Annotated in this window: 25 protein-coding genes; 6 read left to right on the plus strand and 19 right to left on the minus strand. The window is 38.5% G+C overall.

Going from position 1 to position 22,780, the window contains the following annotated elements:
- Nucleotides 1-13: 13 nt before the first annotated feature.
- The 8 genes from FGG79_RS07705 to FGG79_RS07740 form a co-directional block, all read right to left on the minus strand.
- On the minus strand, nt 14-277 hold the full coding sequence (locus FGG79_RS07705) for a hypothetical protein (RefSeq protein WP_138777126.1): 264 nt from the start codon (nt 275-277) through the stop codon (nt 14-16).
- Nucleotides 278-658: 381 nt separating this feature from the next.
- Entirely contained in the window at nt 659-1,915 is a 1,257-nt protein-coding gene (locus tag FGG79_RS07710; RefSeq protein WP_138777127.1) for a hypothetical protein, read from the minus strand.
- On the minus strand, nt 1,885-3,078 hold the full coding sequence (locus tag FGG79_RS07715; RefSeq protein WP_138777128.1) for a DUF58 domain-containing protein: 1,194 nt from the start codon (nt 3,076-3,078) through the stop codon (nt 1,885-1,887). The genes FGG79_RS07710 and FGG79_RS07715 overlap by 31 nt, the downstream gene beginning before the upstream one ends.
- Nucleotides 3,078-4,016, minus strand: a complete 939-nt coding sequence (locus FGG79_RS07720; protein WP_138777129.1) for an AAA family ATPase — start codon at nt 4,014-4,016, stop codon at nt 3,078-3,080. Before FGG79_RS07720 ends, FGG79_RS07715 begins: the two co-directional genes overlap by 1 nt.
- 350 nt (nt 4,017-4,366) lie before the next feature.
- Nucleotides 4,367-5,113 carry an SDR family NAD(P)-dependent oxidoreductase gene (locus FGG79_RS07725; RefSeq protein ID WP_138777130.1) on the minus strand — a complete coding sequence of 249 codons (747 nt, stop codon included), beginning with the start codon at nt 5,111-5,113 and terminating at the stop codon, nt 4,367-4,369.
- A gap of 149 nt (nt 5,114-5,262) precedes the next feature.
- On the minus strand, nt 5,263-5,442 hold the full coding sequence (locus FGG79_RS07730) for an aspartyl-phosphate phosphatase Spo0E family protein (RefSeq protein WP_138777131.1): 180 nt from the start codon (nt 5,440-5,442) through the stop codon (nt 5,263-5,265).
- 106 nt (nt 5,443-5,548) lie between these two features.
- Entirely contained in the window at nt 5,549-6,139 is a 591-nt protein-coding gene (locus tag FGG79_RS07735) for a cell wall hydrolase (RefSeq protein WP_346764026.1), read from the minus strand.
- Nucleotides 6,140-6,341: 202 nt separating this feature from the next.
- Complete coding sequence (locus FGG79_RS07740; RefSeq protein ID WP_138777132.1) at nt 6,342-6,536, minus strand: hypothetical protein; 195 nt, start codon at nt 6,534-6,536, stop codon at nt 6,342-6,344.
- Between the two features lie 165 nt (nt 6,537-6,701).
- Between FGG79_RS07740 and FGG79_RS07745 the strand changes: the two genes are divergently transcribed.
- The gene (locus FGG79_RS07745) at nt 6,702-6,881 is read left to right on the plus strand and encodes a YkvS family protein (protein ID WP_138777133.1); all 180 of its coding nucleotides are present in this window, start codon (nt 6,702-6,704) and stop codon (nt 6,879-6,881) included.
- Between the two features lie 133 nt (nt 6,882-7,014).
- Complete coding sequence (locus tag FGG79_RS07750; protein WP_138777134.1) at nt 7,015-8,400, plus strand: DUF2254 domain-containing protein; 1,386 nt, start codon at nt 7,015-7,017, stop codon at nt 8,398-8,400.
- A 62-nt stretch (nt 8,401-8,462) separates the two neighbouring features.
- Here the strand turns inward: FGG79_RS07750 and FGG79_RS22090 are convergent, their stop codons facing one another.
- The 6 genes from FGG79_RS22090 to FGG79_RS07775 all read right to left on the minus strand — a co-directional run bounded on the left by FGG79_RS22090 (nt 8,463) and on the right by FGG79_RS07775 (nt 14,072).
- Complete coding sequence (locus FGG79_RS22090; RefSeq protein ID WP_240794214.1) at nt 8,463-8,582, minus strand: DUF6254 family protein; 120 nt, start codon at nt 8,580-8,582, stop codon at nt 8,463-8,465.
- A 70-nt stretch (nt 8,583-8,652) separates the two neighbouring features.
- The gene (locus FGG79_RS07755) at nt 8,653-9,690 is read right to left on the minus strand and encodes a YkvI family membrane protein (protein ID WP_138777135.1); all 1,038 of its coding nucleotides are present in this window, start codon (nt 9,688-9,690) and stop codon (nt 8,653-8,655) included.
- Nucleotides 9,691-9,839: 149 nt separating this feature from the next.
- Nucleotides 9,840-11,534, minus strand: a complete 1,695-nt coding sequence (locus tag FGG79_RS07760; protein WP_138777136.1) for a M3 family oligoendopeptidase — start codon at nt 11,532-11,534, stop codon at nt 9,840-9,842.
- 159 nt (nt 11,535-11,693) lie between these two features.
- On the minus strand, nt 11,694-12,152 hold the full coding sequence (locus FGG79_RS07765; RefSeq protein WP_481747256.1) for a MarR family winged helix-turn-helix transcriptional regulator: 459 nt from the start codon (nt 12,150-12,152) through the stop codon (nt 11,694-11,696).
- Nucleotides 12,153-12,388: 236 nt separating this feature from the next.
- On the minus strand, nt 12,389-12,634 hold the full coding sequence (locus FGG79_RS07770; RefSeq protein WP_240794215.1) for an aspartyl-phosphate phosphatase Spo0E family protein: 246 nt from the start codon (nt 12,632-12,634) through the stop codon (nt 12,389-12,391).
- Nucleotides 12,635-12,890: 256 nt separating this feature from the next.
- The gene (locus FGG79_RS07775) at nt 12,891-14,072 is read right to left on the minus strand and encodes a pyridoxal phosphate-dependent aminotransferase (RefSeq protein WP_138777138.1); all 1,182 of its coding nucleotides are present in this window, start codon (nt 14,070-14,072) and stop codon (nt 12,891-12,893) included.
- Nucleotides 14,073-14,191: 119 nt separating this feature from the next.
- Here FGG79_RS07775 and FGG79_RS07780 point away from each other — a divergent pair, with 119 nt between their 5' ends.
- A complete protein-coding gene (locus FGG79_RS07780; protein WP_138777139.1) occupies nt 14,192-14,977 on the plus strand; it encodes a carbon-nitrogen family hydrolase in 786 nt (261 codons plus the stop codon).
- A gap of 68 nt (nt 14,978-15,045) precedes the next feature.
- Here the strand turns inward: FGG79_RS07780 and FGG79_RS07785 are convergent, their stop codons facing one another.
- The 3 genes from FGG79_RS07785 to FGG79_RS07795 form a co-directional block, all read right to left on the minus strand.
- Nucleotides 15,046-15,645, minus strand: coding sequence for a DUF2087 domain-containing protein (locus FGG79_RS07785; RefSeq protein WP_138777140.1), 600 nt, complete (start codon nt 15,643-15,645; stop codon nt 15,046-15,048).
- Nucleotides 15,646-15,849: 204 nt separating this feature from the next.
- On the minus strand, nt 15,850-16,311 hold the full coding sequence (locus FGG79_RS07790) for a methylated-DNA--[protein]-cysteine S-methyltransferase (protein ID WP_138777141.1): 462 nt from the start codon (nt 16,309-16,311) through the stop codon (nt 15,850-15,852).
- A gap of 14 nt (nt 16,312-16,325) precedes the next feature.
- Nucleotides 16,326-18,479, minus strand: a complete 2,154-nt coding sequence (locus tag FGG79_RS07795; protein WP_138777142.1) for a PAS domain S-box protein — start codon at nt 18,477-18,479, stop codon at nt 16,326-16,328.
- A gap of 168 nt (nt 18,480-18,647) precedes the next feature.
- On the opposite strand from FGG79_RS07795, the gene FGG79_RS07800 reads away from it, so the two are divergent.
- Both FGG79_RS07800 and FGG79_RS07805 read left to right on the plus strand, forming a co-directional pair.
- A complete protein-coding gene (locus FGG79_RS07800) occupies nt 18,648-19,673 on the plus strand; it encodes an acyltransferase family protein (protein WP_138777143.1) in 1,026 nt (341 codons plus the stop codon).
- A 339-nt stretch (nt 19,674-20,012) separates the two neighbouring features.
- On the plus strand, nt 20,013-21,743 hold the full coding sequence (locus FGG79_RS07805; RefSeq protein ID WP_138777144.1) for a B12-binding domain-containing radical SAM protein: 1,731 nt from the start codon (nt 20,013-20,015) through the stop codon (nt 21,741-21,743).
- Nucleotides 21,744-21,769: 26 nt separating this feature from the next.
- Here the strand turns inward: FGG79_RS07805 and FGG79_RS22265 are convergent, their stop codons facing one another.
- Together FGG79_RS22265 and FGG79_RS21705 are read right to left on the minus strand one after the other, a co-directional pair.
- Nucleotides 21,770-21,895: a hypothetical protein gene (locus tag FGG79_RS22265; RefSeq protein WP_276607955.1), complete on the minus strand. Its 126-nt coding sequence runs from the start codon at nt 21,893-21,895 to the stop codon at nt 21,770-21,772.
- On the minus strand, nt 21,895-22,053 hold the full coding sequence (locus FGG79_RS21705) for a hypothetical protein (RefSeq protein ID WP_171050724.1): 159 nt from the start codon (nt 22,051-22,053) through the stop codon (nt 21,895-21,897). Before FGG79_RS21705 ends, FGG79_RS22265 begins: the two co-directional genes overlap by 1 nt.
- Before the next feature lie 180 nt (nt 22,054-22,233).
- On the opposite strand from FGG79_RS21705, the gene FGG79_RS07810 reads away from it, so the two are divergent.
- Nucleotides 22,234-22,758 carry a hypothetical protein gene (locus FGG79_RS07810; protein ID WP_138777145.1) on the plus strand — a complete coding sequence of 175 codons (525 nt, stop codon included), beginning with the start codon at nt 22,234-22,236 and terminating at the stop codon, nt 22,756-22,758.
- Nucleotides 22,759-22,780 lie beyond the last annotated feature (22 nt).

Here is a 22,780-nt window from a genome sequence, read left to right on the forward strand (position 1 = left end):
TTCGAATGCCATTCTACTTTTTTTCTATCGCTTCTGTTTTAGGTTTCATGAGGTTATAGCCTATCTTAGCTTTAATAACCGTTCCTTTTAAGGTCATTTCATGATCTTCTGAGGTGTTCGTATACACATTAACTAAATCACATATACATCGGGAAAATAATTCTGACAGCTGTTTTAATTCCTGTACACTCTGCTTACCATCATCTTTCATTAACTCTTCCATGACATCTTTGGCCAGACTCTTTACTCGCAGGGCTTGCTCTGTTTCATATTTCATATGAACCCCTCCACTTTTCTATCATTCTTTCTCTAGCATATGCCGTGAAAACTAGATTAGAACGTGAAGGAATTCAAATATTAAGTTGGGCATTTTTAGTAAACAACTGCTTATATCTTAGAAATATAAACGTGATAACTGTTAAAACAGCAAGAATTATTTCTACGGTCATCCTGAAAGAATCGAGGATTACTGGCTTTTCTAACTACCTTTCTCCTACCAGGCAGTTCTTCCTTTGCTCAGATATGTCCATATCCTTAATATGTAAAACATCTCTTAATTCATATAATATAGATACTTCCTACTCACATTTATCATACCGAACAAAAATTAAAGAAGCTAATGCTTACAGAAAGAGACGACTGCAAGCATTTGTTTCTTCTAATCGTCTTTCCGATCGTTCAATTCCGCCATAAGGACTTCTAATTGCCTTGTGAAGTAATCGACTTCTTCCTCACTCGGAACAAATTGACCGTATCTAACGCGTTCATAAAGAGAGAAAAATTGTTCAGATTCACTGAGTCCGATTCTGTTGAACCACAATTGAACATTTTCATTTAGGTGTCTCCCTGCTTCACTTCTATAAGCTTCCTCCTCAAATTTCTCCATCGATAGCCGGATTACGTCCCTTGCTTTTGAATAAGAAATTCTTTCTATTTTGGCATCTTCAACAGGGGTTGTGATCTTTTGAGTCATCATGATAGGAGAATTCACTTTATCATTTGTTATTTGAAGAGAAGATTTTCGTTTCTTCACCAAATAAATGATAACTAATATAACTAATAACCCTAATAGAACCTCATTCACCCAGGAAAATGATAACCCTTGGCTAAATTCATAAGCCTGACCTTCATGAAAATCCTGTTTTTGAACATCATTCCCTCCTCCCTTTTGGGGACCATTCGAGTTCGTGATCAGGTTTTTTATTTTTAATAAGAGATTATAAATTGGATCCACCATGAAAGAAAATACCCAGAATATCTTTTCAGCTCCCCAATATATCCCTTTACTTGCCAACGAGCTGAATACTGCCAGTAGCCCCCCTGCCAATGTGACTAAGAACCAAAATCCCATGGGCTTCAAGATCATTTTTTTTGAGCTGTTTTTCACATCACTGAGCATTCTTTGAATAGGGGTGAAAGTAATGATGATAGAAAATAAAATAAATAACAGGCCATAGATGATATAGGTATTCCCCATGTCTCTTATTGATCCTGTCAATAATGAAACAGAACCAATAAATAAAAATATTAGAATAGTCCCGCTGCTCACTTCAATTGATGTATCTTTACTTTGGGTATAAGTGCTGATTCTCCAATGTAAAAATACCAATACTGATAAAATCACCCACCATGCGGTAGAGAAGAAGTAGATACATAAGCAAAAAGAAATGGCGAGAGTCACTAACAATAGTTTATATATGGATTGTTTTATAATGCTAAATATGAGAAATGTAAATAATATGACAAATACCATACAAAGAGCCGGGACGTAGTTGCTTAATAGTACTTCTTTAGAAAAAAGGAAAGTGATCATTAGCAGGGCGAATAAAACATCTATTCCGACTAGCAGCCCCAATTTCACCAGGAGCATTTGTTTCTGTTTGGTCAAGAAGGAACTTTCTGCGAACGATTCCATAATGTGACGACTCCTTGTTTTAATTCTAATTTCAACTTATAGATTTGTATTTTCTGTTTCTCTATATTTGTCAATAAAGCTTCTTCCCTTGTTCCCATTACACCTGCAATGATTAAAACAGAAGGCACTAATTGTCGAAGGTGTAAATGCTTGAGAACAATATGGAAAGGAATCGTAAACTCATCCGTCGATAAGGTAGAAAGCAGTTCCATCCCTCTTTGCCTGTGAGCCCTTCCTATTCCCGGCGGAAGATAATAATAAGGGGTCCGGCCTTGGGACCTCACATTTAGGACAAGGGAGAAAGTGATGTTATGTTCTACTGCAAGCTTCATCATAAATGAGGCATACTTAATAATTTCTTCCAGCTGGTTTGTGATGGCATAACGATCTGAGATATTGATGGCTATCATCCACTCTTTTTGGGTAGCAGGCGCATAGACCTTTGTTTGAAGGCTTCCGGTTCGGGCAGTTGCCTTCCAATGAACATCCTGGAACCGGTCTCCTTGAACATATTCCCTTGTCCCTATTTGATGAAAGACATCATGAAATAATGAATGTTGAATAGGGACATCCCCCTGTCTCCATGTAATCTGTTGTTCTGCCATTTTAACAGGGGAATCAACAGGGAATACGATAATGGTGGAAGGGACATTCTCGAGTAAATTCAAAAGTACTTTTCCACTTCCGAATAAGTGGGGGATCTCTAACTGCATATTAGTAATCTTGCATAATCCCCTCCTTTTCCCTATAACAGGTATAGAGATGCTTCCTTCATCGTTTTTCCGGATGGAAAATGGAATGGACACTTCAATGGTGTCTCCCACGCCTGACGTGTATGGATGCACTGTGGGGATGACAATATCTTTAAAAGTGATTTTTAAAGTCGCACCCCAAATGGACATGCCTTTGTTCTGAAGTTGAAATTCCCACTTTTGCTCCTCATCGCAATGCATCCTTATTCTCTTCATGGTTCTTCCAATGTTGATGCCTTCTCCAACTTTCAACAAATACCATTGATGCACCCTGAAATAGAGGATCATCAATAAAAAAATACCTAATCCCACATATGAATGCACATAAAAACTTGCTGCTCCGATTATGACAAGTAGGACCAGAGTCAAGGATATATAAGGATCTTCGACTATGTCTCGCTTCCACTTCACTAAGCTTGCCTCGCTTCAACAGGAGTGATTGCCATTCCCACTATTTGCTCAATGACTTCCTCAGGAGTCCTGGTTAAGGAAGATTCTATTGTTAATTGAATACGATGTTGAAGAACATAAGGAGCGACCTCTACAATATCCTGTGGCCTCACAAAATCTCTTCCTTCTAAAAAGGCTTGAGCCTGGGCAGCCTTAAGGAGTGCCAAACTTGCTCGTGGACTTGCACCTACTTCCACCCATTCATGCTCACGTGTCCCCCTAGTAATTTGAAGAATATATGTTTCTATATCCTCGGATATATGTACTTCTTTGACACGACGTGATAATGATTGAATCTCTTCCAAACTCATTACTTTTTTTACTGTACTCAGTGGTTCCGATGATTTAAAACGGTTCAAAATTCCTCTTTCCTCTTCAAAATCAGGATATGTAAACGGAATCTTCAATAAAAACCGGTCCAGCTGTGCAGCAGGAAGAGGAAATGTCCCCTGCTGAGATTCAATAGGATTCTGAGTGGCCACCACGATAAATGGGGGCTCCAATGGTACTGTTTCTCCGTCAATGGTGATCTGCTTTTCTTCCATCACTTCCAGTAAGCTTGCCTGCGTTCTCGGAGTAGCCCTGTTAATTTCATCTGCCAGTAAGACATTTGTGACAACGGGTCCTGTTCTTAATTCAAATTCTTGCGTTTTCGGATTGAAAAACTGTATACCTGTTACATCACTCGGTAAAACGTCTGGAGTGAACTGGATTCTTTTGAACGCCCCATCGATACACTGGCTGAATGTTTTGGCAAGCAATGTCTTACCCGTACCCGGAACACTTTCCAATAGAACATGTCCCTCTTGAAGTAATGCAATCATTAAGAGGTCTATCTCTTTGTCCTTCCCCACTAACACTTTATTCATTTCTCTTTTTATTACATCCAATCGATTCATCTTTTTTCCCCCTCGTTTACATCCAACAATATTGATTTAATTTTCTAAAAATACCATTTATCACATTTTATCATAACACTTTGTTAAATTATCCCTTTTTAAGCAAAAAAAAACGACCACCCCTCCATGTCGATGGGTGATCAACTCTATTCCATTTTAAATATTTACAAATCCTTACCAATGTTCTTGAACTCATTCCATATTCATCTCATATTCTAGAAAAAAAGAGTGGGAGTGTATAGTAGCATGTTCGTCAGCGTCTTATTTGTTCTATGCATAGGATTTATCAATATTGTCGCATTAAGAAAGGGATAGGCACAGTGAGCCGTGAACTCCTGCGACGCCATACATTAATGCTCATAAATCATCTTCCGTGACATCCCGCCATCAACAACGAGATTTTCTCCCGTTATAAAATCATTTTCCGGGTTCGCAAGGAATAAGCAAGCCCTCGCAATATCTACCGGTTTCCCTACCCTGCCGGAAGGATGCTGACGATGGTCAATGCCTCTCAATGAGTCATAGTCTTCAGTCTGAATCCATCCGGGACTGATGGAATTGACTCGGATCCCCACTTCGCTTAGGGTGATAGCGAGTGAATGGGTAAGACTCACAATTCCCCCTTTCGTCGCTGAATAGGCTTCCGTGTCCGGTTCCGACATAGAAGCCCTTGTGGAAGCCATGTTTATAATACAGCCTCCACGACCCTTCATTAATTGGGCAGCTTCACGGCTGCAATAAAAAACACTGCTTAAGTTTGAGGATAGAATGTTATTCCAATCATCGGGTTCCATCTCCCAGAAGGACATGAATCTGGATACACCAGCGTTATTAATCAGAACATCCAGCACACCTTGATTTTCTTTTATTTTATTGAAAACGTCTTTTACCTCTTTTGGTACACCCACGTTCACTTCATGAAACCGTGTTATATATCCTTCTGAGTTGAGTAGCCGGGATTGTTCTCTTCCCTTCTCCCCGTCCATATCCATAAATTCTACAATGGCGCCCTGTTTCGCAAAATGTTCAACCAGGGTTTTCCCTATTCCATTGGCTCCCCCTGTGATGCATACAATCTTATCTTTCAATCTCTTCATCTCCCTTGGCCATTATCAATTGCTTCTATAATTCTACCCATTACCATTACTACTCAATCTTCCTTATTTAAATAGAAAAGGGTTAACCCCGGAAATCTCCTTTCTGACTTTAGAAAGATTTTCAACGGGGTTAACCCTATTTTTTCTATTTATTGAATGATTTTATTTTGTGTTATTTTTTTAGGATCATTTCGCTGATGAATATTGATCAAGGCATCAAGTTCTTTGCTCAGTTGAATGGTGGCCGGACTGTCTAGCCCAAAACGAATACCCGACTGGATCATCTTCCATCGTACCCTCTCAATCCGATTGACAAGTGTCCCAATCATCAACATCACCTCTTTAATCTTTACTCTATTTTACTATTAATTCCTCATAGAGAAAAGAAAAAAGTCAATGAACGAAAGAAGATTATGCCTACTTTACGAGTAACCATCATTTTGCAAAGCGATGTTTTCCAATCGTCAGCAAGGTTTCCCTGCTCGTGATCCAATCACTTGTCGATGTGACAGGATTATAGAAGAAGAGCGAACCATGTCCCTGACCTCTGAAGGCAAGTGCTTCATTCACAGCTTCTCTCGCTTCCCCTGAAGGTCGATTGTTAATTTCTCCATTTTTTACAGGTGAAAAAGCATAGTGCCCATTTGATACCTGATAGATTACCTCTTTAATAGAGTCAGGGAATTCGGTAGAGTCCACTCTGTTTAATACTACGATCGCGACCGCTACCTTACCTGCATAAGATTCCCCTTTGGCTTCTGCATGTACCAGTTTGGCAAGTAGCTCTTGCTCTTCTGCCGTTACCTTAATGTCAGGTAACTGCAAGGTTTGACCTGGGTAGATTTCATTCGAATTTAAATCGTTCTCTTTTTTCAATTGTATAATAGATACAGCATTCTCTTTACTTATATCCCACAGAGATTCACCTTTTGTTACAGTGTGCACTCCATCGGCAGCAAATGTTTGAGTGGAGAATGTAATAAGAGAAAGTGCTGCAACCCCTACTAGTAAGCTTTTCTTCATCATAATATTACCTCCTCAAATAGCGTTCCACATTAAGATAACAATGAACGAAAGAAATTTCAGCAGGTAATGGTTACCACCCATTGTTCAAAGCTGCATACTAAACAATGAACATCCCTCATATAATGGATATACAGAGGGCGAATCAACTCGATTAACGTTAAGCAGAATGCATAAAAAATGGAGGGATTCTCCTCCACCCTTTCTAACTCCTAGGAGTATCTAAATAATGAAAGAGGATATTCCCACCTTGTTGGGCTATTCCCCGGAACTGTTTAAAGTCATCTTGAGTCACCAGGACTGAGCGAAAGGTAAGAAAGTCTTCTTTCATCACCTTGACTTCCTCAATTTCCCTCGTTCGCAATAAGTGCAACTGTTCAAGAATTTCTGCTTCACTCATATCCAAACCTCCATTCTTATTGATTCTATTGTAGTTTCAAATGGAGGAAAAGCTCAAGACCTATTTTTTTAATGAAATTTTTAGAAAACTCTTTACCTTTTCATTACTTTACGTCAAAATATGAGTAATTGTTTGTAGAATTTTGGAAAAGAGGAGCGACTTCTGATGAAAAAAGCAGAAATTGGTGATCTGATTGAATTTAGAGAAGGATTAAAAGGAATTGTCGAAAAAGTGAATGAAAACTCAGTTATCGTAGATTTAACTTATATGAACAATTATCGGGACCTTGAATTAGAAGAAAAAACGGTAGTTAATCATAAAAACTATAAAATTGTGGAAGCATAATCAAGAATCATGACTTTCTAAAAAAGCGGTGGACTTCCCCCGCTTTTTTTAATAAGGTCCGCTCCGTAAAGGTTTACTCAAAATGACTTTTTAGGTTATTCTTATCGCATACTGTATTAAAGGTGGATCCATCATGAATTTGAATATACATATGTTTAATAAAGCCAAAAAAAGTTTTTGGTTTGTACCGTTTTTATACTCACTTATTTCTTTACTGCTATCTCTACTTACATTTTATTTCGATTGGTGGTTAAGCCAGCATAACTATCCTTTTTTCCCTAAGGTTCTGTTCTCTAATTTCAATCTCTCCATGACAATCATGAGCACAATCGCTTCATCGATTATGACCATGACGACCATCACCTTTTCAACCATCATGGTCGTCCTGACGACATTCCTGTCCCAATATTCACCAAGGACATTACAGAATTTCATCAATGACCGTCCGACTCAACGGGCACTTGCCATTTTTGTCGCAGGAGTGGTCTACTGCATTACTTTATTGGTACTGCTTCAGGATGAATCCGGGCAAAAATTATATATATCGTCTGCTTTTGCAGGAATCGTGGCGGTCATTTGTTTATTTGTCTTCGTATATTTCGTTCATCACGTGTCCAATTGGGTTAAGGTAAGTAATTTAATCCATAACATTACGATTAAGACGAATAAAAAAATCGAAAATAGCTATTTATTTCGAAAGAATGCATCCAAAAGTGAACCACCAACATTTAATGAATCCTTCTTTGAAGAAACAGATCCCATTTATGTGTATAGTACGAAAACTGGGTATTTACAGCAAATAGAAATTGAAAGAATGAGTAAGAAAGCTGTAAAGGACAATGCCATCATCAGAATGTTGAAAACACCGGGTGAATACTTACTTGAAGGAACTCCCGTCATGACAGTTTGGATATTGAATCGTGATATTCGTGTAGAAAATTACTTAGAATATCTTGTGTTAGGACCGGACAAAGAAGCAATTGAAGATATTGAGCTCGGGATCCGCAAACTGGTTGAAATCGCCTTAAGAGCCATTTCTCCAGCAATCAACGACCCGAACACGGCTAAAAATTGTATAGAAGAAATCGGGATCATCCTTTCAAAGTTAGCTAAACATAAGCTGCCTGGCTCTTATTTGACAGATGAAGAAAACAACATTCGGATCATATTGGAGCAACCGACTTTTGTCGACTATTTATACAAAAGTTTCTACCAACTGAGGCATTACGGAAAACAAGATATTTCCATCATTACAGAAATCCTTCGCTCACTCCGTATGATTGGAGAAAATAATCATGAAGAAACGAGGAATATGGTGTGGACTTTTAAAGACTATATTCTTGAAGGCGTCGACTATAACAGCCTCCAAAGCCTCGATATGCAATATATTATGAGGCATCTCGACGAACTGGCTTCTGCCTGTGGGAAGAAAGACTGGGATAAAGATGAGGTGCGTAATAAGTACTTTCCCGACCGCTACAAAACCCAAGACTCTTATTCTCATAAAAGTAGTGAATAACCTACCCACACAAATGAAAAACGGATGCCCGCGGCATCCGTTTTTCATTTATCGTTTTTCATTTATCGTTTTTCTTTTTTTCCTTCTGCAAGCTCTTTGAACGAAGCAACTTTCCCATGTGGGTGCTGCTCCTCTTTCCTTACATCCCACTGTCTTTCTTTTTCATGTTTTGATTTTGTCATACTCGCCACTCCTTTTTGGTTAGTTGATCTCTATTAACATAAGCAAGTGACATCCTTTTTACTCTATCCTTCAAATTTTTTCATTTGGTTTCATCCATAACAGAATAATAAACAGCAAGCTCATATATCCGAAGAGAGGATACAGGTAAGATAAAAGTTCGCTATATTCAAAAAAGCTTAGTGAGTAAATGACAAGGAATATTCCGGTAAAGGTCAACAAAGATGAACCCCTCCAATAATTGGTCAACTGCTTCTCAAGTCCAAATACTCCCCCAATGACCGAAGTGAAGATCTCACCATAAATAATGAGGATATAAATAAAGTAAAAACCGGAAACAAAGGACTTCATGACCACAGCCATAGGAATCTGGTAATGAGTCACATTTGGAATCGTAACCAGTGTCATATGGCTAGAAATCAAAATCAGCGTTAGGAAAAAACCACCCAGATATCCCCCATATTTAATGATGTCCCTATCCTTTACTTCACCTGCAACTGGAACGAGAACAGCCTGTGCCATTGCAAGGTTAAAGGCTACATATGAAAAAGGGGCCACTACAGATTTCCATCCATCTTCAGCATGTGGAATCATCAAAAATGCATCTAAAAATTCAGCATGACGCACAGAATAAATCATCAGGAACAAATTGAAGACAATCATGAGAGGAACAACAAACGTATTCACAGCAAATAGACCTTTTATACCCACCATCATTGTCAGGAATCCTAATGCGATGGTTAACAAAATACCCCATTGTTTCGGTAGAAGTAGCTGCTCCTGAAAAACCGCCCCTGCTCCCGAAAGCATAACTGCGGAAACACCAATCAACATGACCATCATGACTATGTTCATGATCTTCGCAAACCATTTCCCGAATAAGTATTCATTAAATTCTTCGAAGGACCTTGCCTTAATATCATGTGATTTCAGCATGATTTTTGTACCCATCGTAATAAATAAATACCCACTTAATAAAATGGCAATAAACCCGACAAAGCCAAAGCGGGTGAAAAACTCTACAATTTCTCTCCCCGTTGCAAACCCGGCTCCTATGACTGTGCCTACATACACTGCAGCTATTTGAAACGATCCGGCTACCTTTTTCATTCAATCACCTCTGCCACCTTCTATTTCACCTTATGTACAAGCAGAGGAAATCAGAAGCAAAAAAACATATTTCTTCAAGAATTCAACCCCAGTTTGTAAATGTGACCCCACAAAAAAGCAGCCATCCTAAATGAGGCTGCTCGTTTGCGTTATAAGGATGTATCATCTACTCCATTTAACCATTGTCTTATCGGTTCGATTACCTTCAGAACAGTGCCTTCAGTGAAAGGTGAATCTAAATGGGCCGCTTCTACCAGTTCAGTGAAAGAAAGGCTGCCTCCTAGTTTACAAAGGGCAACATAATCTCCCCATGCTTCCTCGCGATTCACGTTCATTTTCTTCCAGAACTGAAAAGCACAGATTTGAGCCAATGTGTAATCAATATAATAGAAGGGAGAATTATAAATATGGGACTGCCGTTGCCAGAAACCTCCATTTTCCAAATAGGAAATGTGATCATAATCTTTATGAGGAAGATAGTCCTTTTCCAAACTCCTCCATGCCTTGTTTCGTTCAGCTGGAGTAGCATCTGGATTCTCATACACAAAATGCTGGAACTCATCTACCGCCACACCGTATGGAAGGAATTGCAGAGCATCACTCAGGTGAGAGAATTGATACTTATCACTATCCTCCTTAAAGAAGTACTCCATCCATGGCCAAGTGAAGAATTCCATGCTCATGGAATGGATCTCACATGCTTCGTATGTTGGCCAAATATACTCAGGTATATCAAATCCTCTGCTGGAATACACCTGGAACGCATGGCCCGCTTCATGGGTCAATACGTCAATATCGCCTGAAGTTCCGTTAAAATTAGAGAAAATGTACGGTGATTCATGACTCGCAATATACGTACAGTATCCTCCTCCCGCCTTCCCTTTTTTCGCTTCCAGGTCCATGAGATCATGTTCTATCATGAAATCAAAAAATTCCTTTGTTTCAGATGACAGCTCTTCGTACATCTTTTTACCGTTGTCGATGATCCATTGTGGACTTCCTTTCGGGGCTGCATTTCCGGAAGTAAACTTAAACCCTTCATCATAGAACTTCATCGAATCGATACCAATGCGTTTTCCTTGCCTTTCTTTTAGCTCGGTAGCAAGAGGCACGATATGCTTCTTAACCTGATCGCGGAACACCTTTACCATTTCTGGTGTATAATCTGTTCTCGTCATTCTATGATATCCTAATTCAACGAAGTTTTTGTACCCTAGCGTAGTTGCAATTGTGTGACGAAGTTTAACTAATTCATCAAATAAACGATCTAATTCCTCTTGATTTTCTTCAAAGAAGGCAACAGTCGCTTGAGAAGCCTTCTTCCTTGTTTCTCTTTCCACAGATTGAGTAAAAGGTCCCATTTGAGCCAAAGTCCGTTCTTCACCTTCAAACGGAATCTTAGCAGATGCCAACAGCTTTGTGTATTGGGAAGATAGTTTATTTTCTTTTTGAAGAAGCTTGACGATTTCTGGAGAAAATGTCTTGATTTCGCTTTCTGCAAGGGAGAAAAGTTGCTTTCCCCACTTAATTTCTAATTCTTCGCGAAAATGAGAGTTAACCAACTCCTTGTAATATTCCGTCACCAACCCGTGTACTTCTGGCATCATATCATCAATATACTCTTGCTCTTCTTTGTAAAATTCATCATTTGTATCGATGGAATGTCTGATATAACAAATATTTTGCATAGTGTCGATGTTGAGTCGGATATCATTTATTTCTTTCATCGCTTCCACTTGTTCCTCAACCTTGGAAGCAGCTTTAAACCGTTCAAGCACCTTCTTGAATACAGGTTTAATTTCTTCAAGTTTCGGTCTTTCATATGTAAATTCTTCAAACTTCATACTGGTTGCCTCCTTATTATTTCATCCCGATTATAGTTATTCGACTTCTGACAGGAAAACTCCTGTTTTATCGAAAATTAGAATGGAGGTGAAATGTATAAAGTGGAAAAAAGCTCAAAAGAAAAGCCCCATCTGGTTGGACGGGGTGAGTGAACGTATTTAATAAGACAAATCTTTAATTGATAATCCTAATTTTTTCAGCATTTGGATCGTTTCTTCCTTCTCGTCATGGGACAATGCGGACATCAGCTCATTAATACGATTCTCGTGATTCGGAAAGATATCATCGATTAACTTTGTACCATTTTCCGTGATATGGGCATATGTTACACGACGATCCTTCGGGCATGCATTTCGCTTAAGGTACCCTTTTTGTTCCAATTTATCTACTACGTATGTGATGCTGCCTGAAGCCAATAGAATCTTTCCGCCAATTTGTTGCAGAGGTTGATCTCCCTTGTGGTAAAGAAGTTCTAGAACGGCAAATTCGGTCGGATTCAAACCATTCTCTTGGATATTCTTGTTTATTTCTTCATTTAAGGCTTTAAAAGCTCTTGAAAGGACAATGAAAAGTTTTAAGGATTGTTTTGAGTCTTCTGTTTTATTCATATCATTCATTCCTTTAAAAATAAATATCTCAGTTTCAAAACATTATACAAACTAATTCCTTTCTTGTCAAACTTCAAAGTTTGATAATTCGACAAAGAAAAACCCGATACCTCAAAAACGGTATCGGCCATTCCTTTTTGAAATCACGACAAATTAGATTGATTGAACAGGTTAGTAGTGGAATTGATTGGAGTTTTTTTGTCTCTCTCGTCATCCTGGTATAGTGAGGGAATCTTGTTGAGAAGTCACGAAGCTGTCCGCTTTAATAGGCTCTTGATGTATTGACCAAATTCACTTGATGTTTCTTGGAGGGTGAAAGGCACAACATTATTTGTACACTTTTCATAATCGTTCAATAGCTGATCCAGCTGCTGGCTGCATTTGATCGTTTCAGCCGCACATAACCCTAAACTTTCTCCCAGGGAAATCATTTCTGAACGTTTTTGATTGATTCTCATTGATAACCATTTCTGTTTTAATAGACGACCCATTTCTTATAAACTCCTTTTTTTAAGCTCCTAGTCTTAATAAAGTAAATTCGTTACTTGAGAATTATCGCAAGTATTATCAGAAAAGTAAATAGATTCGCAAAACAAGACAAAATAACTAATAATGTATGTTATTTAGACATTTTCCGTCAAGTGCCCAGTTCCCTATCAACCACGAAGAAAATGGATAGACAAAGAATTCTTTATCTATCCTGAGATCTGATTAATAGATTCTGTCTGCGGATAATCCGTACTTCAACTACTTTCCGTTAAATAATTCTAGACTCTCAATACGTGTAATCGCCTCTTTTATCCTAGCGTTTGTAGTTAAAAGGCCAACCCTTACGTACCCTTCTCCACATTCCCCAAAGCCAACACCCGGAGCTACAGCGACTTTAATTTTTTCAAGAAGGTAGGTTGAAAATTCCACAGATGTAAATCCCTCTGGAACCTTTAACCAGGCGAAAAAGGAGCCTTGAGGTGCCACAACATCCCACCCTATTTCCTTCAGGCCGGTGATCAATACCTCTCTTCTTTCTTCATATGTCGCAACCAGTTCGGTTACACAGTCCTGGGAGCTAAGGAGGGCAGTTGTTGCCGCTTCTTGAATGGCTCCGAACAAACTGACAAAAAGGTGGTCTTGAAGTACGTTAATCGCTTCAATGACACTGTTGTTCCCCACTGCAAACCCAATTCTCCACCCAGCCATATTATATGTTTTGGATAATGTATAAATTTCGATTCCAATATCCTTTGCCCCTTCAATTTGAAGGAAGCTGACAGGTTTGTGTCCATCAAACCCAATTGCCCCATAGGCAAAATCATGAACCACACAAATATCATGCTGTTTAGCCAGTTCGACTGTTTCATTAAAAAATGATTCTGTTGCGATTGCTCCTGTTGGATTATTAGGATAGTTAAGAAACATTAACTTGGCACTTTCCAGCTCTTCACTGGAGTGTGCCTGATAATCCGGTAGAAATCCATTTTCTTCTCTCAGAGGCATTTTGATCATACGGGCTTCGGCCAATGCAATGCCAGATAAATAATCTGGGTAACCGGGATCAGGTACCATTATCCCATCACCAGGATTGAGTAAACATTGTGGAATTTCAACTAACCCAGATTTTCCACCAAACAGAACAGCTACTTCTGTTTCCGGGTCTAATTCTACATCGTATTCACGTCGATAAAAAGCAGCTACTGCCTCTTTAAATGATGACAAGCCCCGAAAGGGAGGATATTTATGATTTAACGGAGAGGCAATTGCTTCAGTCATTTTTTCCACTATATGTGGAGGGGTCGGTTGATCAGGATTGCCCTGTCCTAAATTAATGACATCATGGCCCTCTTTCACTGCATCATTTACCGTCTTCGCGAGAGACGCGAAAAATTGTTGGGGTAATAAATCCAAACGCTTTGCCTTATTAAAGGTCTTCATACGCTCACCTCATTATTTTTTGAAAATTATTTACTTTCAAATTCTAGTCACAAATGATATAACGGATACTAAAGAATGTAAAGGAATAAGTTCTTAAAGCCTAAAATGAGGTGATTGAAATGATTCAAAAAATTGGTCTAGCTCAAATGGATATTGTGTTCGGTAATCCTGAAGAAAACAAGAAAAAAGTAGAAAAATGGGTTAAAAGAGCGAGCGATCAAGGCTGTGAAACGGTTGTATTGCCAGAACTGTGGCCAACAGGGTATGACTTGACAAGGTTAGATGCAATCGCTGATGAAGGGGCAAAAGATTCAAGCAGCTTCCTGTCTTCTTTGTCAAAAAAATATTCTATACATATTGTCGGAGGTTCTGTTCCAAACAAAACAGAGGATGGCGTTGCCAATACCCTATTAGTTACGAATTCCGATGGAGAATTGGTGAAAAAATATTCAAAACTTCACTTATTTAAGCTGATGGATGAACATCACTATTTAATTCCTGGACTAGATATGGGCATGTTCACTCTTCAAGGTGAAGAAATGGCCGGATTAATTTGTTATGACATCCGATTTCCAGAATGGTTCAGAAAGCATGTCCTGCAAGGGGCCAAGGTAGTATATGTGGTAGCAGAGTGGCCTGCTGCACGAATTGACCATTGGCAAACCCTTTTAAGGGCTCGGGCGATTGAAAATCAATGCTTCGTTATTGCCTGTAATAGGGTAGGCAGTGATCCAAACAATGAATTTGGTGGTTGTTCCCTCATTATTGATCCATGGGGAGATATACTTTCAAAAGGCTCTCGTTCAGAAGAATTGGTCACGGCAGAAATCAATCTGCAGGAAGTGGAAAGAGTTCGCAAACAGATTCCGATCTTTCAGGATCGAAGACCGGAATTTTATTCTTAATTAAATTGGAACGTCATGACCCAACCAATAGACAAAAGGGAGGAATGTTTCCTTCTCTTTTGTCTTCATCATTTTGCTTCATATAATTTAGTCGACGCCCACATTTCCCTTGGATTCACCTCATAAATGCTATTTTCCCGGTACATAAACTGGTGGATTATAAATTCTCTTCTTAGGGTAGCGAAGTCTTCATGAAATTGCTGAATGTATTCATTCAATTCTTTTTCCTTATATTTCTCCCCAACTTTTAACCCCTCCACCATATGTTCCAATATAAACAATTTCTTTTTTTGTTGAGAAGGTATATTCTTGATCCGTCCATTTTTCTCAATGAAATTATTTTTTACTTTCTGCTTTTCTTTCAATATCTCTTCTGACATCTTTCTGTCCCCTTTCGATTCATGAGCAAACTGCTGAAGAACACTCCCATGATGACTTAATACTTTTCTATTTAAATAGTAGTACACAGTGTTTTTCTCTCTTCTTGAATAAACAAGATTGCATTCTTTCAGTTTCGTAAGGTGATGAGAAATGGTTGGCGCAGTGAGACCCAGCTTCCCTGCAATGGCACCGACGTGTAAACTCTCTGTTGCCAGTAAGTAGACTATTTTAATTCGGGTAGGGTCTCCCATCGTTTTATGAAAAGCTACCTGTTTGCTTAATTGCAAGTGAACACCTCCTTATATTTAGATTAATATCTAATTAGATATTAATCTAAATATAAGGATTAATCAACCTAATTGACTCTTTATTGCCATTTTTTCACCATGCTATCTCTCTCAAAAATTGAAGGCGCATAGGAAGATGAAACCTATTCGCTTGTAAATCTACACAAGAAAAGGCATCTTCCTAGGAAGATGCCTTTTCTTACTCTACTTTTCCAATAACAACAACGTTTCTTTCTTATCGACTTGCTTACCTGCATAGCCTGTAAGTGATTTATTTTTCCCTATGACACGATGACAAGGGATGATGATGGGGAAACGGTTTACTTTATTAGCCTGACCGACTGCCCGCACAGCTTTAGGTCTCTGAATGGCTTCGGCCAGTTGTTGATAAGACCAGGTTTCACCATATGGAATACCTTGAAGGGCGTTCCACACTTCCTTTTGAAAAGCTGTTCCTTCTATTTTTAAGGGGATATCAAATTCTCTTCTTTCGCCTATAAAGAACTGGTGAATTTGTCGTTGTGCACTCATTAATAGTGGATTCTCTGTTTTCATCGATACTTTGTCTTCTTCATCCACAAATTGTACTGACAGTAAATGATGGTGATCCGCTGTAAGCTTTAACTTTCCGATAGGGCTTTCCATCACGATTGATTCAAATGACATGACTCAAAACTCCTTTAAGATTTAGGAAGATAGATGTGGAAAATGGTTCCTTTTCCAACGATGCTCTCAACTTCAACATTTCCTTTGTGCTCTTTAATAATTTTAAAGCTAACCATAAGTCCAAGTCCAGTGCCCCGCTCTTTCGTTGTATAAAACGGTTCGCCTAATTTTTTTATTTTGTCCTTCGATATTCCTCCTCCTTCATCCTTTATTTCAATGTGTATCATATTATTCTCTTCCTCACTGATGCAGATGGATATAAAGCCCCCGTCTTTCATGACTTCAATCGCATTCTTGATCACATTGATGAAGACCTGTTTTAACTGATTAGGCTCAGCAACGATAGTTGGCAGGTCTTCCTGATATCTCTCGTTGTACTGAACGTTATGCATAACCGCTTGCGCACTCAACAATTCTACCGTATCTTTCATGATCTTAATTAAATTTGTTTCTTGATACTGAATCGCCTGTGGTTTTGCCAACACCAGAAACTCAGTAATGATTGATTCAATTCGTTGAAATTCAGATGTAATTACATTAAAGTACATCTCATGATCGTCACCTACACTATTCTCCAGCAATTGTATGAACCCCTTTAGTGCAGTCATTGGATTTCTGATTTCATGGGCAATCCCGGCAGCAAGCTCCCCCACCACACTTAGTGTATCTGACTTCCTTAGTTGTTCTTGCAAGTCAATTTGGTCCGTAATGTCTCGAATGATAGTAAGATTCAAGTTGGAAAGTAGATTATACTTGGAAGATAACTCAACATATTGGACCTTTTCACCATAGGAAGTGAATGTTTTTAAAAATGTTGCTTGCCCGTTTTCCTTTAATTGCTGCAAGTATTCCTCATAAGATTCTTCAATTGGATCGATATTCAATATTTCACGTACATCTTTACCGATGAGGCGATCTTTTTCGATGTTGATGATTTTGCTCACTTCCGGATTGGCATCAACAACCACATAATTGTGATTCGTTAATAGAAGACCGTCCAGAGAACCTTCGAAAATCTTTCTGAACTTTTCCTCACTTTCACGTAATTCCTTCTCCATCTGGTACCGCTCACTTACATTTCGGAATATCGTCATGTTGTAGCCATCGACAGAATGTAACTTAGAAGTGAATTCTAAATGCTTTAATTGATTATTAGGCATAAGAAATAATACTTCATCCCTCACTGCACCGCATCGGTTCAATTGTTCCATGACTAAATCAAACTTATGACTTTCCAGCGGATAAACGAAATCACTGATTTTTTTTGAAAGAAGGTCTGCAAGGGTACACTCAAAGATTTTCAGGGCAGAGGTATTCGCTTTTAACACTCTTCCATCTTGATCCCAAAGCACAATTGCATCGATCGCTTCTTCAAATAACCCCTTAAATAACTCTTCATTTCGTTTAAGTTGAATCTCCATCTGTCTCTTTTCAGTTACATCTCTCAAAATCGCCATGTGAAGTTTATGATGGACATAGGGGCTAGTTGTAAATTCCACGACCGAAATACTATGTGATTTCTTTATCGGGATTTCACCGCGGGCTTTTTTATTCTGTGAAATCAGCTCTTTGATCTTATCAACCTTATAATGAGCGTTTTCAGGAATAAATGAGCGAATGTTCCTTTTTGTGATCTCCTCCTTTTCCAGACCCACTTGTAAACTAAATGCATGATTCACGTCATTGATATTTCCTTCAATGTCAAATAACACGATCCCCTCAGAAGCATTCTGGAAGATATTCGAGAGAAGATGGACATTCAAATGATCTTTTCGTTCTTTCTCTTTGAGTTCTGTTACATCTTTAAAGTACAAATAGGCATTAGGAGTTATGGTCGATTTTTTGAGTAGAAGTTCAACATGTATGATGTGCTTATCATCGATGTTCATCAATGTTTCATCTTCAAGAGTTATCCCGGTTTCCATTACTTCCTTGTAATGGGCGACAATCGGAGCTGGAACAGACGTAAAAAAGCAGCTGAACAGTCTTCCCATGACTCTGTCATGGTTTGATTGAAGCGTTTCACAGGCACCTTGGTTAGCGTACACAATTTTCAGTTCTTTATTGATCACAAGCATCGGCATGGGTGATGCTAAGCAGATTTCCCTATCGACGGGATGACATTGTTCCTGATTTCGATCTTTCTGCAATTCACTACTATTCGTCATTTCCTCATCCCCTTACTATTTTAAAAGACGACTATTGGCTTAACATTTACAGAATCCGCATAGCTCTCCATCCTTTTGGTGATAATTAACAATGAAATCATGTTTTGCTCAATGTATCCTAGGGTAAGAATGAATTAGGATTAAACTTTTCTAAAAGATGGTGAAGATATGAAACAGCGCGACTATTACTTCGACAATGCCAAATTCATTTTGATCTTTTTAGTGGTATTTGGGCATATTATTCGGTCTTATATCGAGAGTGATCCCTTTATCCTTTCATTGTACAAAACGATCTACACATTCCATATGCCGGCATTCATCCTAGTGGCCGGGTTTTTCGCAAAAGGATTCTATAAAAAGGGATATATTCAAAAACTTGCTAAAAAGCTAATACTGCCTTACCTATTGTTTCAACTGATCTACACGGTGTATTATTATTTTCTGTATCATAAATCAACATTTGAGATGGATCCTCTGAACCCCCATTGGTCATTATGGTTCTTGATCAGCTTATTCTGCTGGAACGCATTGCTTTATGCTTTCATCAAGTGGTTTAAGTTCAAACCTGGTATCGGCTTGACTGTGGCTTTTTCTCTTGGGCTTCTTGTAGGATTCGTTGATGTCATTTCAAACTATTTAAGCTTGTCCAGAACGTTTGTGTTTTTTCCTCTTTTCTTGATGGGGTATTACATGGAGAAGGAGCACTTCAACTATTTTAAAACGAATAAAGCTCGTATTGTGGCAGGTACATTATTTGTAATCGTATTTTTAGGGATGTATTTCATTCCCGAATTCTCAGACAAATGGCTGCTTGGTTCCAAGCCCTATGAAGAGTTTGAAGAGAATAGCCTTATAAGTATGACTGTAAGGGCGGCTGTTTACCTTTTAAACGTCGTGATGATATTCAGCTTTTTTACATTTGTCCCTTCAAGGAGACAATTTTTCACGAAATGGGGCAAAAATACTCTATACGTTTACTTGATGCATGGCTTTCTTATACGGTTATTTCGTGAAAGTCACCTAAAGGATACGATTGATCCCACAACAAGTTTGTTAGTCTTGCTTGGGGTATCCCTAGTTCTCACGATGATTTTTTCAACAAAGTTTTTCACAAGCATCACTCAACCAATCATTGAGTTTAAATCAACCAGACTACAGAAATTACTTTCCAAAAGGGAAATGAAAACAAGATAAACCTCACTAGAAAGGGCTGACCCCATATACGTACGGGTCAGTCCCTTTTAATGGATACTATTCTCTTAACGAATGGTGAAGTCACTTCTTCAATGTGGTAAAAAATAACGGTATAGTTACTTAATAATATTCGTAACTTTTCCTTAAATTCCTTCTAATAGTTACAATTAATTTAAATTCATTTCAGACAAACATTGAGCTTTTTCTCAAGCTTAGATAAAATGATAATCAGTACGGATTTTATAAGTTGTACGAACAACTTATACTTTATGGAAAAATATTGTTACAACAATTCAATTGATTACCTGTCGAATGGATTTAGTATAAAGGAGATTATTAATGAAGAAAGTCGTCTTAAGCACGTTAAACGCAAAATATATTCATACGAACCTAGCTATTCGTTGCCTAAAAGCCTATGTAGAGAATGAACATGAAATAGAACTAGCTGAATACACGATTAAAGATCCAATCCTTAATATAGCTACAGACCTGTTTACTAAAAAACCTGATGTGATTGGCTTCAGCTGCTATATTTGGAATATCGAAGAAACCATCAAAGTGATCCAGATCCTTCGTAAAATTCTTCCGGAAGTAACGATCGTCCTTGGGGGACCGGAAGTCACATATGATATCCCTTATTGGCTTGACCGTCTGGAGGACGTGGACTTTATTATAATCGGCGAAGGTGAAGAATCCTTTAAACAGTTATTAGATGAGATTAATTGCGATCGGGATTGGACAAAGGTTCATGGAATAGCTTATGTAGAAAATGGAAAGCATGTCATCAAGCCCCAACAAAATAAAATCGATTTACGGGAGGTCCCTTCCCCTTTCCGCTTCCAAGAGGATCTACCTCAATTGGGCAAAAGGGTGACGTATATTGAAACAAGCAGAGGCTGTCCATTCCGCTGCCAGTTCTGCCTTTCTTCTATTGAAGTGGGTGTACGTTACTTTGACAGGGAGAAAGTCAAAGAGGAAATCCGATTCCTGATGAAAAACGGGGCAAAGGTCATTAAGTTTGTCGATCGTACCTTTAACATCAGCAGAAGCTACGCCATGGAAATGTTCCAATTTCTGATCGATGAGCATTTACCAGGTACCGTGTTTCAATTCGAAATAACTGCAGACATCATGAGACCGGAAGTGATTGAATTCCTTAACGAAAATGCCCCTGCAGGGTTGTTCCGTTTCGAGATCGGCATTCAATCCACCAATGACGAGACCAATGACCTTGTGATGAGAAAACAAAATTATAATAAGCTAACAAGGACCGTAACGATGGTCAAGGATGGCGGCAAGATCGATCAGCATCTGGATTTGATTGCTGGCCTTCCTGAAGAAGATTACAATTCTTTCCGTAAAACGTTCAATGATGTATTTGAATTACGTCCTGAAGAGCTTCAACTAGGGTTCCTAAAGATGCTCCGAGGTACCGGGTTAAGAATTCGGGCAAATGATCATCAATATACCTACATGGATCATTCTCCTTATGAAATACTTGGGAACAACGTATTGTCCTTCTATGATATCGTTCGAATCAAGCAGGTGGAAGACGTTCTTGAGAAGTATTGGAACGATCACCGTATGGATCGTACAATTGAGTACCTAGTAATCGAATGCTTTGAAACGCCTTTCGATTTCTTTCAGCAATTCGGTTCCTACTGGGAAAATCAAGGATGGTCAAGAATTGGACATCAATTAGAAGATTTATTCAGACGACTATATGAGTTCTTATCTACAGAAACCAGCTATAATATTTCAGTCATCGAAGGGCTGATGAAACTGGACTATTTAGAAAATCAAAAATACAAACCAAGAAAACCTTGGTGGATTCATGAAATGACGAAAGAAGAGCGTTCCTCCATCTACCAAAGCCTCCTTCAACAACCGTCTATAGCAGGCGAGGCATTTGAAGGGCTAAACTTAAATGAAAAAGAACTGTATAAACACACGTTGCTTGAGGCAATTAGATCAAAAGATGGACAAGATCAATATGTATTGGCTTACTTTGAGCCGGCAACCGGTCAATCAACAGTTTTTGAATTTGATCGTCAACTAGTTCAGCTCTAACAAAAAAATGTTAAGCGGAAATCCGCTTAACATTTTTTTTTGTTCTCTTTTACTTTGGTCTGTTTTTGTGTCACTTCTATGATCTTGGCAGCATTGACATCTCCGAATTCCTGCCCGAATTCTTCGCGAAAGGACTGTTTTTTATCCTTCATCAGCTTCTTCCCTTCATCCCTTTTGCAGAGTTTCGATTCTTCCCTTTTGCCGGATCCTCTCCTTGAGTATATTCAGCTGAGAATTCTGTCTCTTGCTTATTTTTAAGTGGAGTTTTATTGTTTTTTTCAGCAGCATGGAACTGTGCTTTTCTTTTCATTTTTACCCTCATCTCCTTTGTTATCCTTACTTTTCCCTCTGTGCTGTAATTCCATTCTTCTAAAATAAGGGTTTACTGTCTGAAACATCGGGAGATTCCTCCAAGCTTACTGGGTGAAAAAACTGAATAAATCAAGCATTTAACCAAAAACTAAGCTAAAATGCTGAATGGGGAAATATCATGATTCTACTTTTTTTACTTTTTTATGCTATTATTGGCTGGAAATTCGGGAATTGGAAAGATTTTCTCAGCTACTATCCCACTCTCTTGTTCTTTATTGTTGGAGATTTACTCTCACAATTTCTATTGTACGATTACTCCATGTGGAAATTCAAAACCATAACACCTTTTGTATTTCCTATCCATCTAAACCATACCTTGATTTCTTTGAGCAAAATGGCGATTCAATACACAGCGACAGTCTCCATTTTTATCGGCAGACTGCCCAATACGATTTTGGGGAAAATGTGGTGGATTCTCCTTTGGACAGGAATCTATGGCCTGACAGAAGGGTTGGCCCATATACTAGGAATGATGACGTATCATAATGGTTGGCATTTTGGATGGGATCTTTTCTTTAATGTTTTGATGTTCACCGTTCTTATCATTCATCATAAGAATCCACTTATTGGCTGGATCGTATCGTTTCCAATTATCATCTTTCTCCTTCTCCACTTTAACGTGCCTTATTCCGTAATGAAATAAGGCGTCACTCGATGAAACTCAA

Source organism: Bacillus sp. BHET2 (assembly GCF_005938125.1).
Classification (GTDB): Bacteria; Bacillota; Bacilli; order Bacillales; family Bacillaceae_B; genus Rossellomorea.

Coding starts and splice junctions, on each gene's coding strand:
- FGG79_RS07765 (WP_481747256.1), bottom strand. CDS start 12,152: ATGAATGATATGAATAAAACAGAAGACTCAAAACAATCCTTAAAACTT.
- FGG79_RS07710 (WP_138777127.1), bottom strand. CDS start 1,915: ATGGAATCGTTCGCAGAAAGTTCCTTCTTGACCAAACAGAAACAAATG.
- FGG79_RS07735 (WP_346764026.1), bottom strand. CDS start 6,139: ATGATGAAGAAAAGCTTACTAGTAGGGGTTGCAGCACTTTCTCTTATT.
- FGG79_RS07810 (WP_138777145.1), top strand. CDS start 22,234: ATGATTCTACTTTTTTTACTTTTTTATGCTATTATTGGCTGGAAATTC.
- FGG79_RS07775 (WP_138777138.1), bottom strand. CDS start 14,072: ATGAAGACCTTTAATAAGGCAAAGCGTTTGGATTTATTACCCCAACAA.
- FGG79_RS07755 (WP_138777135.1), bottom strand. CDS start 9,690: ATGAAAAAGGTAGCCGGATCGTTTCAAATAGCTGCAGTGTATGTAGGC.
- FGG79_RS21705 (WP_171050724.1), bottom strand. CDS start 22,053: ATGAAAAGAAAAGCACAGTTCCATGCTGCTGAAAAAAACAATAAAACT.
- FGG79_RS07705 (WP_138777126.1), bottom strand. CDS start 277: ATGAAATATGAAACAGAGCAAGCCCTGCGAGTAAAGAGTCTGGCCAAA.
- FGG79_RS07745 (WP_138777133.1), top strand. CDS start 6,702: ATGAAAAAAGCAGAAATTGGTGATCTGATTGAATTTAGAGAAGGATTA.
- FGG79_RS07720 (WP_138777129.1), bottom strand. CDS start 4,016: ATGAATCGATTGGATGTAATAAAAAGAGAAATGAATAAAGTGTTAGTG.
- FGG79_RS07760 (WP_138777136.1), bottom strand. CDS start 11,534: ATGAAGTTTGAAGAATTTACATATGAAAGACCGAAACTTGAAGAAATT.
- FGG79_RS07795 (WP_138777142.1), bottom strand. CDS start 18,479: ATGACGAATAGTAGTGAATTGCAGAAAGATCGAAATCAGGAACAATGT.
- FGG79_RS07730 (WP_138777131.1), bottom strand. CDS start 5,442: ATGATTGGGACACTTGTCAATCGGATTGAGAGGGTACGATGGAAGATG.
- FGG79_RS07800 (WP_138777143.1), top strand. CDS start 18,648: ATGAAACAGCGCGACTATTACTTCGACAATGCCAAATTCATTTTGATC.
- FGG79_RS07725 (WP_138777130.1), bottom strand. CDS start 5,113: ATGAAGAGATTGAAAGATAAGATTGTATGCATCACAGGGGGAGCCAAT.
- FGG79_RS07770 (WP_240794215.1), bottom strand. CDS start 12,634: ATGGGTCGTCTATTAAAACAGAAATGGTTATCAATGAGAATCAATCAA.
- FGG79_RS07790 (WP_138777141.1), bottom strand. CDS start 16,311: ATGTCATTTGAATCAATCGTGATGGAAAGCCCTATCGGAAAGTTAAAG.
- FGG79_RS07780 (WP_138777139.1), top strand. CDS start 14,192: ATGATTCAAAAAATTGGTCTAGCTCAAATGGATATTGTGTTCGGTAAT.
- FGG79_RS22265 (WP_276607955.1), bottom strand. CDS start 21,895: ATGAAGGATAAAAAACAGTCCTTTCGCGAAGAATTCGGGCAGGAATTC.
- FGG79_RS22090 (WP_240794214.1), bottom strand. CDS start 8,582: ATGACAAAATCAAAACATGAAAAAGAAAGACAGTGGGATGTAAGGAAA.
- FGG79_RS07805 (WP_138777144.1), top strand. CDS start 20,013: ATGAAGAAAGTCGTCTTAAGCACGTTAAACGCAAAATATATTCATACG.
- FGG79_RS07750 (WP_138777134.1), top strand. CDS start 7,015: ATGAATTTGAATATACATATGTTTAATAAAGCCAAAAAAAGTTTTTGG.
- FGG79_RS07740 (WP_138777132.1), bottom strand. CDS start 6,536: ATGAGTGAAGCAGAAATTCTTGAACAGTTGCACTTATTGCGAACGAGG.